The sequence below is a fragment of the Paenibacillus sp. FSL H3-0333 genome, from assembly GCF_038002805.1.
Classification (GTDB): domain Bacteria; phylum Bacillota; class Bacilli; order Paenibacillales; family Paenibacillaceae; genus Paenibacillus_AQ; species Paenibacillus_AQ silagei.
In genome coordinates, this window is record NZ_JBBODG010000001.1 from 7,271,957 (window position 1) to 7,285,534 (window position 13,578).

Sequence of the window (13,578 nt, forward strand, 5' to 3'; positions counted from 1 at the left end):
TCTGGCTTTAGAACCCTTTACTGCCGCGGTTACGGCGGGGTGAATGAATACTGTCCGCAGGCGCATTACCAGCTCCGGCAGCTCTTCCCCGGCGCGACAGGCGCCCTTCCCCTACAGGCACGATATATGTGAACAAGGTGAGAATAGCCGCCAGAACGAGCAGCGCCAGCAGCCGGGTCATAGGGTCCCAGAGCGTGTCGCCGTTCAGGCCCGATTCCAGAACCAGCCCCGCCACAAGTCCCGATACCGCGCCCCCGATACTGAAGCTCCGGGCCAGATGGCGGTTATCGAACACAATGCCAAGGCCCAGACCCAGCGCCGTGCCGAGCAGCATCAAGGCCAGCACACGCACCACAGCATAATAAGGGCTGTCCGCGGTCTGGTCGCTGCGCTCGGTCAGCAGTGTCCGGTCTCCCAGACGGTCATAAATCTGCTGGAATACGTCACCGAGCCGGTTCGCATCGGCCACATCATAATACTGTCCGCCGGTGCCGCTGGCGATATTCTGCAGCAGACTTGCGCCGGACGGATCATCCAGGGCCAGCCCGATCGTATTTACTTTAATTCCCCGCGCCACATAGTCTGTCAGCTCCGTAGAGGTATTGAACTGGCTGACGCCGTCGGATAAAAGAATAACCATCGCTCCGCGGTCCGCGCCGTCTTCATGAATTACCTTCATTGCTTCGGCCAGCGCGCCGCTGATGTTCGTTCCGCCTTCGGTCGTCTTCAGACTGCTGATGACCTCCATGACCTTCTCGCGGTTCGCCGCTTTGGAGAGCGGGAGCAGCGGCTGGACCACGGAAGCCTCGTTGCTGAAGGTGACTACGGCGACTTTGTTGTCTTTTTTGAGCTGCTGCACCAGATTCTTGGCCGCCGCGTAGCGCCGGTCTGACGGGTCGCTCTGCATCATGCTGCCGGAATCGTCAATCACCATGACGACATTCTTAACCGGCTTGCTGCCGCCGAAGTTCAGCTCGTACACGAACTCGGTCAGCGTGCCCACGCCAAGCAGCAGCACGACCATGAGCGGGAACATTTTCCACGAGGTGCCCAGATAACGCAGCTTCCAGGACTGTCCGTTCAGCCTCGGCGAGATCGTCTCTGCGACCAGAGCGCCTATTCCAACACATAAGGCCAAGATGGCAAAATAGATGCCGACCAGCACCATCTGAGGTAAATCATACGGCCTGCGGTCCAGCAGCAGCTCACCGAGCACAAACGCTACACCCGCGCCGAGCAGACTGAACAGCAGCAGGAGCAGATTGATTTTTCGCTGCATTGCATTTCATCCTTTCCGGGAAAAGCTTGATCATCACATGCTTCCCCATTCCATTCTATTGCACATCCGGCAGTGGAATGAATGAGAATTGTCCTACTAAGCCTGTTAGTGAAGGCCCGCACCCAGGTCCGAGACCCGGAGCCTAGGCATTATTATGGCAAACCCTCGGATTTCGGCCGTCCCCCTGTAATCAGGGGTACTAGTGCTCCTCATTTAGTGGTTCGACGGGCATTTGGCGAAATCAGGGGCACTAGTGCTCCTCATTTGGTGGTTTTACACACTTTCGGTAAATTCAGGTGCACTAACGCTCCTCATTTGGTGGTTCGGCACACGTTCGGTAAATTCAGGTGCACTAACGCTCCTCATTTGGTGGTTCGGCACACGTTCGTTGAAATCAGGTGTACTAGTGCTCCTCATTTGGTGGTTTTACACACTTTCGGTGAATTCAGGTGCACTATTGCCAACACTCGTCAGCATTAAAAGGATTTATCCCTCTCTTTCCGCCATCTGGCCTACTTTCAGCAGCATTAAAGGGATTTATCCCTCTCTTTCCGCCATTCGGCCCACTTTCAGCAGCATTAAAGGGATTTATCCCTCTCTTTCCGCCATCCGGCGCACTTTCAGCAGCATTAAAGGGATTTATCCCTCTCATTCACGCCATCCGGCCCATTTCCACCAGCATCAGAGGGATTTATCCCTCTCCTTCCACCATTCAGCCCACTTACGCCAGCATAAAAGGGATAAATCCCCTTCATTCCACCATTCGGCCCACTTTCAGCAGCATTAAAGGGATTTATCCCTCTCTTTCCGCCATCCAGCCCACTTTCAGCAGCATTAAAGGGATTTATCCCTCTCTTTCCCGCCATCCGGCCCACTTTCAGCAGCATTAAAGGGATTTATCCCTCTCATTCACGCCATCCGGCTCACTTCCGCCAGCATCAGAGGGATTTATCCCTCTCTTTCCGCCATCCGGCCCACTTTCAGCAGCATCCGATCAGCCTCTGAACTAGCGTGGACTATAGATCCTGCGGTTGTGGTAGCCTGACCTAATATGGTTGTGATAGCCTGACCTAATATAATAGTTTGTCATAGCACTCATCTCATCTCCGGCAGCTGCTCTTCTTCCAGACCGTGGAGCTGGTATCCGTTGCCGGCATAAGTCTCGTAATAGACCTTACCGTTGCGGTAGTAGAGCAGGTCCTCCAGGTGGAAGCCTCCCATCAGATTCAGCTTCTCCACGCCGCTGCGGCGCTGCTCATGGACGAAGCCGAGCCGGTAGATGCGGGTGGTCTCGTCTGCACTGAAGGCATAGCGCAAGAATTCGGAGGAGCTGTCGCCGAAGAAGTACTTCTCCTCATGCCGGTGCTCCTGCGTGTACTCGAACAGGCGGACATTCATCGCCGCCTCCTCCTCCAGACTGCGGTAGAGCTGCTTGAACAGTTCCTCCTTGGAGACGATGTCCCGGTTCTCGTAGGCTGCTGCGACATTGGCCCGCCGCAGCAGCTCTTCTTCGAACGGCAGGTTGAACGGCCCCGCTGTAAGCAGCTCCCGGCGGCACAGCTCGATCAGCCGCTCGGCCACCGCCTGGCCGCCTCCGTTCACCAGCAGCCCGGAGAGGCTGCCCAGGAACCGCTCGCTGAAGAAGATTCCCGCCCCGCGCCGGTTCTCGATGTCCTTCATGACCTCATCCGTCACCGTGCGGTAGTACTCCATAATATTCTGATCTACCGTCTCCTTGCTGCGGCCGATGCTGGCCAGAGCGACACTCTGCAGCTCCTCCTCCAGTGCTTCCATCTTCGCAACCTTGGTCTTGCTGTCTGCATGCAGCTGCTCCAGTGCAGCGTCATAGCGGAGACAGAGGGCCAGCTCGCTCTCCAGCAGCAGAAGCTCATACTTCTTGCCGTAGACGGACTCGAACAGGTAATGAATGAAATTGCGCACCGTCCGTTTGTCCAGCAGCGGCACCCGCTGGAACGGCTGGCGCTCCACGCTCTCCGCATAGAGCCGTTCCAGCTCCTCCTGACCGGAGAGCAGAGCAGAACGTAGTCCGCCCATATGCTGGCGCAAGGCCTGCAGGACGCTGCCTCCCTCACCTGTCTTCTCACTGGTCCATTCCGCCAGCTGGTAGAAGGTGACCGGGGAGGCTCCCGCCTCCTCGGCAGCCAGCACTCCGGCCCACTCCCGGGCCGGATCAATCCCGGCAGCCCTACGGGCAGACACCTCCGCAAAATTACTGCGGAAGTAAGCCTGCGCCCCTTCCCCGAACAGCAGCTCCTCAGCCTCGCGCAGCGAGAGCATCCGCAGCTGTGAATAGGACGGGCGTCCATGGCTCATCAGCCCGGTCATCTCGGCGAGAGCGGACTGCTCCGGCAGCAATTCCGCCGCGCGGTCCCGCAGGGTATCCGCTCCAAGGCCAAGCATCGCCTGCCTCTCCTTAAGACTCCGGGTATGGCCTGCACGCAGCCGCCCGGACAGATAATGCAGTGCATGGTACAGCACCGCCAGTGCAATCTGGCGGTTCGGCCGCCGCACCGCCGAGAAGCCGGCAGACGCATAGCCTTGTCTGCCTGTGCTGCCGCGGATGCCGCTTTTGAACGTCATATTATTGTAGCCGCCGTGCCCGGAGGCCTGATCGGCCGCAGGCCGGACCCGGTTCTTCAGCAGGCTGATGTGGGCGATAATCTCGTAATTATCGTCCATGCCATGGACGGACATGAGTCCGCGCTCGTTCTTGTCGGAGAGCAGATAGACCAGGTCGAACAGCGGAGAAGGGCCATGCGTCACCGGAATGGACAGCCCTTCCTCCGTCACCAGCAGCGGAGCGCTTAAGGCATAATCCGCCGCCTGCATCCCGTCTAGCTCACGCAGACAAGCCAGTCCGACCGAGCTGGAATAGCCGAAGTTATCCCCCTGCTCCCGTTCGTTAATCAGCGCGTACAGATCCATCTGTACCGATTTGAATGACTGGCTGAGAATTGCGCGGGCCAGCAGCACAATCTCCGGCAACAGCACATTCTGCGGGTCATCGACCCGTGTAATGACAGACAGATGGATGACGTCAAAAGAAGAATACAGCCGTCCGTAATCCGCTATACTGTTGCTTAATTGACGCAGCGTCCGGTTCATTCCGGCCAAATACTGGCTATCCTCATGAAATTCACGGTATAGCTCACGCCGGACCGTACGCGGATCACGCCCTGCCGTATCCGGCAGGGTCATGTGCATCACGCGTTCATGGACGCTGCTGTTTCCGCTGCCGATCCGCCCCTTGACCCCCTCCTTCTCCTGCGTACTGCCGCTGCCGGTATGCGTACCGGCATGCAGTGCCATCACGCCGCCTGCATTGTCCCATTTACGCTGGCAGCGTTCCAGCACCGGACCGATGGCCGGGGTCACCTTATCGCCCAGGAACAGGAACAGCGCAGGGTAATGGATACTGCTGCGCCCATCCCCCTTATTATGCTGTGCTTCCTCCTGGGCAGCGTATTGCTCAGCATATTGTAAGGCCTGATCTCTGATCATAGGCCTACTTCAGCTTTCTGCGGATGCTGCCTAGCTTGCCGGTCAGGCTCTTGTAGAAGCCGTACATTTCATCTCCGTTGGCATGCTCTACCCGCTCATATTCCAGAGTGTCACGTGCCTCCAGGAACGAGACATACATCCCTTCCAGCTTATACAGCAGCGGAGTTACATCTTCAGCGGCGGTCATTTCTCCGGCCCGGCGCGCTGCCTTGCGGAGCAGGAGACTGCGGCTTTTCTCATCTAGCTCACGGAAATGGCGGTAGACGGCATACTCCACATAGCTGCGTTCCTTCATCAGATTCGCGAACGGCTCCCAGGCATCCTCGTCCTCGTCACGGTCATAGACATAAAGCGCGCCTTTTTTGGTAATCGTATCGGTGTATAGCGCTTCGATGAACTGGTCCAGCCATTTGTCCTCATCCAGATGCTGATGCACCAGCGCTTCCAGTTCCGCAGATTTGGCCGCCAGCGCATCGTATTTCGCCAGCTCCTCACGGACACGGGCGATGAGCTGCGGGGAACGGATCAGGTTCTCCTGCGCCAGCTCCAGATTAATACTGCCGAAGATATCCTTCACGGCTTCACGTTCAATACCTCCGGTGCGGAGCGCTTTGAGCTCCTCAGCGGCCTTGCGCACTTCACCCAGATTCGGACGCGGCGCATCCAGCTGCAGATCATAAGCACCCAGCAGCTTGCCCAGATCCAGCGGCTTCGTGAAGATCACCGAGAAGCGGCTGCTCGTGTTCTCGTCCACACCCTTTTCTATAATTACACCCGACTCCAGCGCCCGGCCGAAATCTGCCCGCACCCTGGCATTGTACTCACGGACCCGCGGATTCGCATACGTATCGCCCCAGGACTTCTCCGGGATCGGCGAAGGCAGATAGGTCCAGTTGTCCTTATCGGTCATCACCAGATGGCGGCCGATGCCTTCCTTGTCGAGAATGGTCCGCTCGTAGTTCTCCTCGTACACCCGCAGCGGTGTATATACGAACAGCGGCACCCCGTTGCGTGTATTCAGCCAGAAAATCCGGTTTTTGACCTCGCTCTCCTTGATCGTAAACTGCGATTTTCCGAGTGCATTATTCTGATAATTCCGCACACCCTTCAGAATCCCCGGCGCCTTCACCGGCACAGAGACGAAGCCCCAGGACGGGAAGTGCAGGCTGCCTGAGCTGTTGCTGAGGTGGAAAATCGGCACCGCATCCTCATCCAGACGTCCGGCAATAATCCGCTCCACGAACTTATCCAGCGGCTCCTCGCGCCCGTATTTCATCACCAGGAAATCCTCCATCGAGCGGGTAATGAGGTCCCCGAACTTGTCGCTGAGGAACTCGGATATGGAGCGGACAATATCAATCTCCTGCTCCCTTACCCAGCGCCCGGAATGCTTCAGCATCTCGCGTGTGAAGTCACGGATCAGATCATCGCCGTCCTTCTGGTCCATGATTTTGGAGATGGTCGCCGAGATATCCGGCACGTTAACGATATTCCAATAGTAGGTTTTGTTGCCCTTGTGGTCGGCCTGCTCTTCGCCGTTAATCAGAATGTCGCCATTCTTCTCGAAGATCGAGCTGAGCGCGGTCAGAATCTCGGTGAACACACCGTAGATCCGGCTGTTCTCTTCATTCAGCAGCTCATACAGATCCTCATAGAACTGGATCATCTGCTCGGTGCGCTCCACATCGGCATGCAGCCAGTATTCATTGATTTTGGCTTCAATATAGGCGTTCTTCTTCTTCTCCTTGGACACAAAAGCGCTCCGCGCATCGCCCAGCTTATCCTCTGCACTCTCCTGTGCGGTCTCAATATCACGCGGCAGGCGCAAGAGACTCTCGCGCAGCGCTTCAATATAAGACTGGATCAGCTTCAGGATGCAGAAGCCCTTCTCGGTGTACAGCAGCCGCGACACATAGAACGGCCCCTGCTCAGGATGCAGGAAGATGCGCTCCAGCTCTTCGCCGAACCGTCCGGCAATCTCGCCCGGAAGCTGCTTCTTGGATTTGATATATTCCTCACGCGCACGGGCCAGGAAGTTCTGCTCCAGCTCCGTATCCATGCTGACGACCTGATTCTTGACGACATTCGCATGGCTGAGGCGCTCGCTGTTCTGATAACCCGGCAGCGGCTCCGGCACACGGGACTCGAACGTCTTGATCATCGTATCAAGATCAATGCCGAGCTTGCGCGCCATCTTCTCCACATCCTCCTGATTCGGGGCGTGATGGAACATCTTGTCCATTTTGTCGAAGAGACGGTAAGCCAGGTAAGTTGTCATTTCCTCAATCGGCAGCACGGCCGAGGATGCCCCGATAATGTTGTATTCATAGTTGGCAGGATAGGTCTTGTTCATCTGGGCAATGTTCGTGCGGATGTTGCTGATATAGTCATGGATGGCGAATTCCTCGCCGGAGGCCTTCTCTTCACTGGCCATGAAGTTGGTGATATTCTCAGCCGTCACGTTCATGCAGTAATCGTAGGCGTTCTCCAACAGCTTGCCTTCCGTATTCGTTGCGGAGATGAGATGACAGAGATTGAACGGCGGCAGCGGCGAGTTGACGCTAAGAATATTGCCGTACTTCTGGCGGAAGCGTTCGCCTCGGCTGTCCACGTTCATCCAGTAGTCCAGCTCTTTGAGCGCGGCATACCCGTTCTTGCGGATATATTCGCGGGTATGCTCGCTGAGGCTCTTGTTGGACAGATTGACGTCCGGTGTAAACAGATAGCCCAGCGTATTGACACGGTCTATCCCGGCTGCGCCGTAGTCACGCTCAATAATGCCGCGCACGATGTAGGCAATATCTAGGAACGCCCCGCTGCCGGTTCCGCCGGACAGACCGGTAAGCAGGAAGACCATGAGCTTCTTGCTGGTGCCGACAGACAGCGTCTTGATCTTCTTGTCGATGGCGGCAACCACCTGGTTGATTTTCGTGAACAGCAGCAAGCGTCCGGCCTGACGCACCCCGGCGGCTCCGTTCATCCCGTCTGTGATGCTCAGCTCCGGCGACAGCCAGTCTGTAATGTAAGAATCCAGGATGCTGCGGTTCTGCAGCAGTCCGCCGATCTCGGCATTGGCCAGCAGCACGAATTCATTCTGCGGGTCGAGGCCGATGCCCTTGTATTTTTTGCCGCGGTCCTGTTCATTGGTCTCGAACGCCAGGAACTCCACGTTGTCGGGCTTATCCCGCTTCTTCTTGGACAACGGATCTTCAGGCAGCTTGAAGCGGCGGTTAATCTGGTATTTGAGCCGCAGCAGGGCATCAATGCCCGTGCCGCCAAGCCCGATAATGAGGATCGGGTTGTCAATGGTATCCACTCTGATCTTGTCGCTGACGATCCCTCCGCCAAGCGATACATCAAGCTGTTGAATATGTTCTCTTACTACCGGTTTCATAGGTTCTCCCCCAAAAGTTGTGATAGCCTACGCATCCCGAATCACTTCGCATGATTGCTTCGGGAGCATACACTTAGCCTGCTTATCAGATCAGATATTCCAGAGAAATCGTCTTGTCTACCGTCTGCAGAGAGACCGTTACCCGGTCCCCGCTCTTCATCTCCAGGCCCCGCGACGTATCGGCGGCACGGCCTGAGCGTTCTACAGTAATGCCCTCGCCGCTGCGCAGCAGCAGGCGGTCATTCGTTCCCGGCGTGAAGACCAGCTTCTCGCTCTCCTTCAGCTCCGGGGCCAGCTGCAGCAGCTGGTGAAGTGTGAATTTGCCGCGGAAGCCGGCGAGCTTCTTGTACTGCGGATAGGTTTTCTCTCCTGTGTTGTTGTCCAGCACCTCTACCACCATCTGTCCGACGAACCCCCGGTTCGCCTTACTGCGCAGCAGCCAGAATGCGGCTGCAGCAGCCAGCAGCAGCACAATGCCGCCGATGATATAGTACAGCGTGTTCGAGGTCTTCTCCTCAGCAGGCTCTTCGCCCGCAGGAGTGCCTGCTGACGGCGGGGTGGTCGCCACCGTTCCGGTCTTGGCATTGATGGTCAGCACATCGCTCTCCCGATAGAAGCTGCTCTCTTCGGCCCGGACCTTCAGCTCGTATTCATGATTATCCTTGATTTCAAAAGCACCCTTGAACTCGGCACCCGAGTTATCCAGCGGAATCTCCTGCACCTGGCCGGTGTCCTTATCGGTAGCCAGCAGCACAGCCTTCATATCCTGGTACAGGCTGCTCTCCGTTACCTCTGTCCCGTTGCTGAACAGATGCGAGGAGATATCCACCGTATCGCCTTTGCCGTAAGACTTGGAGGGCAGAGCATCCAGCTTCAGCTCTAGATCGTAGTTGAATACCAGGTTAATATCGATCTTGTCCTTCGGCACTCCCTTGACCTGGAGCTTCCAGTCTCCCTCCTCCGGCGACAGCAGCTTAATCAGCGTATAGCTGGACGACTTGGATAACAGCACTTTATCGGAGGGAATCGCTACTTCCTTCCCCGCAGGATTACTGAGCTTCGCGGTCACCGGCTTCGAGGACATGATTGAGATATTCGCTTCGAGCACGCTGCCGTTAGGCACATTTACCGTAACTTCCTGATAATCGCCGTTTGCCGTAATAGACGGCACCGGCACGACCTTCAGCTTCAAGTGGCTGGCAAAAATCTCGCTGAGAATCTGCGGCAGATCATCCGCGGAATTCGTAGTGAACGCCTTGCCGCCTGTCTCGCTGGACAGTCCGGCCAGAATATTCTTGTTCAGCTTGCCGTCCGCATTCAGCCCTATGGTATATACGGGATACCCCTTCTGCTTGGCAGCCTCTACTGCCGCCTTCAGCTCCTTATCGGAATCGGACTGCTTCCGGCCGCTGGCTTCGTTGAGGTCATTGTTGCCGTCGGCCAGCATGACGATCATCGGCTCATGGCCGGGATCGCTGCCGTTCTCCAGCACCTTCACCGCTTCTTCCATCCCGACTGCCAGGTCCGTGTAGGGTCCGCGGCTAAGCCCGTCGATGAAATTCTTCAGATCCTCCTTGTCGCCGGCGGATTTGATGCCGAGCAGCGCCTTCTCGCGCTGCACCTTATCGGTGTAGGCCACAATGCCTACCTTATCGCCTTGGGTGGACAGCATATCTATGAACATCTTCATCGCTTCATTGGCTATCTTGTTCTTGTCGCTCTTGTTCATCGAGTTGCTGACGTCGATCAGCAGCACAGCGTCAATATGTGACGGTGCGGCTGAAGCCGCGCTGGCTCTCGAAGCAGCATATGGAGATACAGTGATGCATAAAATCATGAGCAATACAGGCAATATGCGCTGCAGTCTATTCTTGGCCTTGCTGAAATTACGTTCGTTACGAAGCATAAATAGGGCTCCTCTTGTGTGAAATTAGGCGGATATGGCAGATCCGTAACGCATAGCTAAATTCTGTCAATAGCATGCCATTATGATATAATTAAACCTTGTAAACTTCAACATAGTGACCGCTGGACCGGCACTTCCGCGAGTAACAATCGCCATCCTGAGCCGGATAGACTATTCTAAGTATACGCCGTAATCCTGAATATTTGATTAAAAGACCGTAACCAGAGCAGAAAGGAAGAGTTCCATGATTACATACGCCATACTCGGGATAACGTTTCTCTATGCTGTGATTCAGATCATTCTATATGCTTCCCGCCAGCGGAAGCCGCTCACCCGTGAGGATATCGACGAGCGCCTGCTGGCTGCATTGAACGGAGGGGATACGGCCCGTGAGTAAAAAGAAACCCGTCATCTTCCGTCCCTTCAAGACCCCCCGTTACGCCTTCGAGAAGCTGCGCATCTGCCGCCGCTGTCACCGTTACACCGCGCTGGGCGAGGAACGCTGCACCCGCTGCGGCCGCGCCTCGCTGACTCCGGTGGAGAAGTATGCAGTGTCCCAGGCCGGGCGCAAGGTCCAGACCCGGCTGCTCGTTATTCTCCTGCTGACTCTGGCCGGAATCTATTTCGGACAGAATCTGCAGCAGATGGTGCTGTGCGGCGCAGGCGGTCTCGTATTAGCCGGACTGGTCTACTATACGCAGCGGAAAGTCCGGCAGAACGAAAATTTGTATGCGCTGAACAAACTGCTTGGCCGTAATATCTATAGCATCAAGGAGGATCTGGAGCTGAACCGCCAGGAAGCCGTAACGGTGCTGCGCGAGAATGATGTGCTCGCTTATGAGAAGCTGCGCGAGATCTCCGTGCTGCTGCGCGGAGACCGGATCTCCCGCCAGCGCGTCGCCCTGCTGCACGGCTTCCAGCTCCGCAAGGACATGACGCTGGAGCTGGAGCAGCTGCTGCTGAAGGACTTCGAGCCGCTGCTGGCTGAATATATCGGCGAGATCGCCAGGGTCCGTCCCGAGCTGATCAAAGACCGCACCCTGCGCTATGTCAAGAATTACGAGGTACAGATTCTCGAAATGGATAAGGGGCTGGACATTATGACCGCCGTTGCCAGTGCTGCGGTCCGCATGAAGCGATACGCACTGCTCTACTCCGGCATGATCGGCCGCTATGTGCAGGAGCTGCCCAAGGACCGGTTCCTGCGCTTATCCAGACTGATTGCCGCGAATCCTTATGAGCCGTGGAACGGCCTGGATGTCAAGGTGGAGGAGATCCGCGAGCTTAAGTATCGCTGGGACCCTGAAGTATAAGGTTAGAAGCTGCCCGCCGCTCTAATCCTTATCTATCCATAAAGGGGCTATATTATATGACGATCATACGGGCTATAACCCTGCGGAATATTATGATTATTCTGTGTATTTTGATGCTGCTCCCGCTGGGACAGAAGGCGCTGGGGATTAAGAATAAGCTTCAGGATGTACAAGAAGCTGGAGAATTGTACGCTGCCGGGGAGCTTATTGCTGCCGAGAACCGGTACCGCCAAGCAGCGGCCAATCACGCGATTTCTTATAAAGAAGAAGAAATCAATGAAAGACTGGCAGAGCTGGCTCCCATCACCAGTATCCGTAGCAGTCTAAGCAGACTGTCCTTAACGCTTGCGGACCAGCTGACTGTGAAGGATTTCGCAGGGATGATGGAGAGCTATGCCTCCCTGCTCAGCCTGAAGAGCAAATATATGACGCCGGGCGGTCCCTATGAAGCCTATTATCGCCAGCTCTCGGCAGATTCAGGCCTGTCTGATAAGATGACTGCGGGGTTCAGGCAGTTCAAGGATGAGTATCTGGCCGGACTCGCCGCCGGGCCGTCCAAGGGGGAAGATTCAGGGGCAGCCAGCGATAGTACGGACAGCCTCAAATGGAGCCTGCTGCAGATTCCGGCAGACTATTACGGAGGGGTGGCGGCCAAAGAGGAGTTATTGGCTTCGAGCTTCAAGGCCCATGATACCGCGAGGCTCAAGGCTCTGGCCGCAGCCGGAAGCTTCGGGCCTATGCTGGAGAGCGCCCTCTCTATGGAAGAAGCTTACAAGAATCATAGCTATACCGCACCCTGGCTTAGCAAGCAGGTTCAGGAGAGCGCTTCGCTCATCCTGAACAAGGATCTGGACGGTGACCTCACCGCAGCCTTCGCCGGACATGCCGCCCGCTACCGCAGCTATGCGGCTTCAGCCAGCATCACCAGCTCCAAGGTGCTGAAGCTGATCGACAACAGCATCGCCCGGCTGCTACGCGAGGGCGCGCGCCATGTGCGCGGCGGCCGGTATGCGGATGCCATCAGGCTCTATGCGGAGCTGGCTCCGGTGCAGGATACCTCCAAGGAGACCGCTGCCGCAACGCTTGCCTGGAATATGGCCGAGCCGCTCCGGCTGCTGCCGGGCGGCGAAGTGCCGGGCAGCTACTCCCTTACAGCCTCCGTCACCGACAAGTACGGGGCCAAGGTGGCTGTAGCCGGAGTAGACGCTGGCGGCAAGCTGGTCTACGCCGAGATGAGCGGGGACGGCACGGTCTCCACCCGGAACGGGGAGGTGATCCCGGGTTCGGGGATGCTGAGCGCTCTTTCTTTTGATGAAGCGTTGTCTGCTTACTCCGAAGTACCCGTAGTTGTAGCTAACGGCGGTGAGGCAGACGGACGCAGCATCTTCACAGGCTATACCATCCGGCCGGAAGGAATCTCCCTGCTGTTCAGCTTCTCAGGCAGCAGCTATGAGCTGATGGCGGAGGATGGCTCCATCCGCGTAATGAACACGGATCTGGCCGATGGTGCTGCCGGCAGAACCGCTATTTTCCGCCAAGTGAACGGGGCATATGAATTCTCGGAACTCTATCAGGAGTCCGCCGCCACCTATACTCCAATTGATGCGGCACAGCTTGAGCTTCATCTCAATGAGAAGGTGATGTTCTCCTGCGAGATTATCATCGACTCCGCCGGAAGAACCGTTGCACGCGCAAATGGGCGTGATCTGCTCCTCCAGGGCGAGGTGCCGCTGTTTACCGGCCCCGCCGCAGTCAGCGGCCAGTTCGGGAATGAATTCGGAGAGGTGGAGACGGAGCTTGGGGTACAGTCTGTGCCTGTGTTTATGGTCGATTCGGCGCAGAGCTTAAGCCTGATGGCACCTTGATGGCGGCCCGGCTGGATGCTTGGTGGACTGTGAGGACGCTATTTGGTCAATAAAACAAATTTTCTGCCCGTCGCGGACTGGGAGGCCGTTAAAAGGCGCGTTGACACTGAAAATGAGTCGATACAGGTTAGTTAAGGTCCTCTGAGTCCGGATAGGTTACTGGAATGGCGTAAACGGACCAAATAAAGGCCCTCCAGTCCGCATGGACCGAAAATCCCAAAACGGAACACAAAAACGCAAGAGTCACACGGGATGTATGCCGCCCTGACTCTTGCGTTTTCTTTTGACGCGTGAAGATG

General features: G+C 56.5%; 8 protein-coding genes. 3 read left to right on the forward strand and 5 right to left on the reverse strand.

The features are described from left to right. Positions 1–7 precede the first annotated feature (7 nt). From MHH78_RS31720 to MHH78_RS31740, 5 genes are all read right to left on the reverse strand, one after another. Positions 8–1,279, reverse strand: a complete 1,272-nt coding sequence (locus MHH78_RS31720) for a vWA domain-containing protein (protein ID WP_341170029.1) — start codon at positions 1,277–1,279, stop codon at positions 8–10. A gap of 629 nt (positions 1,280–1,908) precedes the next feature. Next, positions 1,909–2,166, reverse strand: coding sequence for a hypothetical protein (locus MHH78_RS31725; RefSeq protein WP_341170030.1), 258 nt, complete (start codon positions 2,164–2,166; stop codon positions 1,909–1,911). A 208-nt stretch (positions 2,167–2,374) separates the two neighbouring features. After that, a complete protein-coding gene (locus MHH78_RS31730) occupies positions 2,375–4,801 on the reverse strand; it encodes a transcription initiation factor TFIID (RefSeq protein WP_341170031.1) in 2,427 nt (808 codons plus the stop codon). 4 nt (positions 4,802–4,805) lie between these two features. Beyond that, positions 4,806–8,195: a tubulin-like doman-containing protein gene (locus MHH78_RS31735; RefSeq protein ID WP_340943949.1), complete on the reverse strand. Its 3,390-nt coding sequence runs from the start codon at positions 8,193–8,195 to the stop codon at positions 4,806–4,808. 85 nt (positions 8,196–8,280) lie between these two features. Next, positions 8,281–10,101, reverse strand: a complete 1,821-nt coding sequence (locus tag MHH78_RS31740; RefSeq protein ID WP_341170032.1) for a vWA domain-containing protein — start codon at positions 10,099–10,101, stop codon at positions 8,281–8,283. A gap of 244 nt (positions 10,102–10,345) precedes the next feature. Between MHH78_RS31740 and MHH78_RS31745 the strand changes: the two genes are divergently transcribed. From MHH78_RS31745 to MHH78_RS31755, 3 genes are read left to right on the forward strand one after another with little or no spacing between them, the layout of a single operon-like run. Further along, a complete protein-coding gene (locus MHH78_RS31745; protein WP_155991665.1) occupies positions 10,346–10,498 on the forward strand; it encodes a hypothetical protein in 153 nt (50 codons plus the stop codon). Further along, entirely contained in the window at positions 10,491–11,414 is a 924-nt protein-coding gene (locus MHH78_RS31750) for a hypothetical protein (RefSeq protein WP_341170033.1), read from the forward strand. Before MHH78_RS31745 ends, MHH78_RS31750 begins: the two co-directional genes overlap by 8 nt. Before the next feature lie 56 nt (positions 11,415–11,470). Beyond that, positions 11,471–13,279 (forward strand): hypothetical protein, encoded by a 1,809-nt coding sequence (locus MHH78_RS31755; protein ID WP_341170034.1) that lies wholly within the window; start codon positions 11,471–11,473, stop codon positions 13,277–13,279. The last annotated feature ends 299 nt before the right edge of the window (positions 13,280–13,578 follow it).

Bases quoted from the DNA above. Each gene is read 5' to 3' on its own strand.
- MHH78_RS31720 (WP_341170029.1), bottom strand. From the start codon at position 1,279: ATGCAGCGAAAAATCAATCTGCTCCTGCTGCTGTTCAGTCTGCTCGGC.
- MHH78_RS31725 (WP_341170030.1), bottom strand. From the start codon at position 2,166: ATGCTGCTGAAAGTGGGCCGGATGGCGGGAAAGAGAGGGATAAATCCC.
- MHH78_RS31730 (WP_341170031.1), bottom strand. From the start codon at position 4,801: ATGATCAGAGATCAGGCCTTACAATATGCTGAGCAATACGCTGCCCAG.
- MHH78_RS31735 (WP_340943949.1), bottom strand. From the start codon at position 8,195: ATGAAACCGGTAGTAAGAGAACATATTCAACAGCTTGATGTATCGCTT.
- MHH78_RS31740 (WP_341170032.1), bottom strand. From the start codon at position 10,101: ATGCTTCGTAACGAACGTAATTTCAGCAAGGCCAAGAATAGACTGCAG.
- MHH78_RS31745 (WP_155991665.1), top strand. From the start codon at position 10,346: ATGATTACATACGCCATACTCGGGATAACGTTTCTCTATGCTGTGATT.
- MHH78_RS31755 (WP_341170034.1), top strand. From the start codon at position 11,471: ATGACGATCATACGGGCTATAACCCTGCGGAATATTATGATTATTCTG.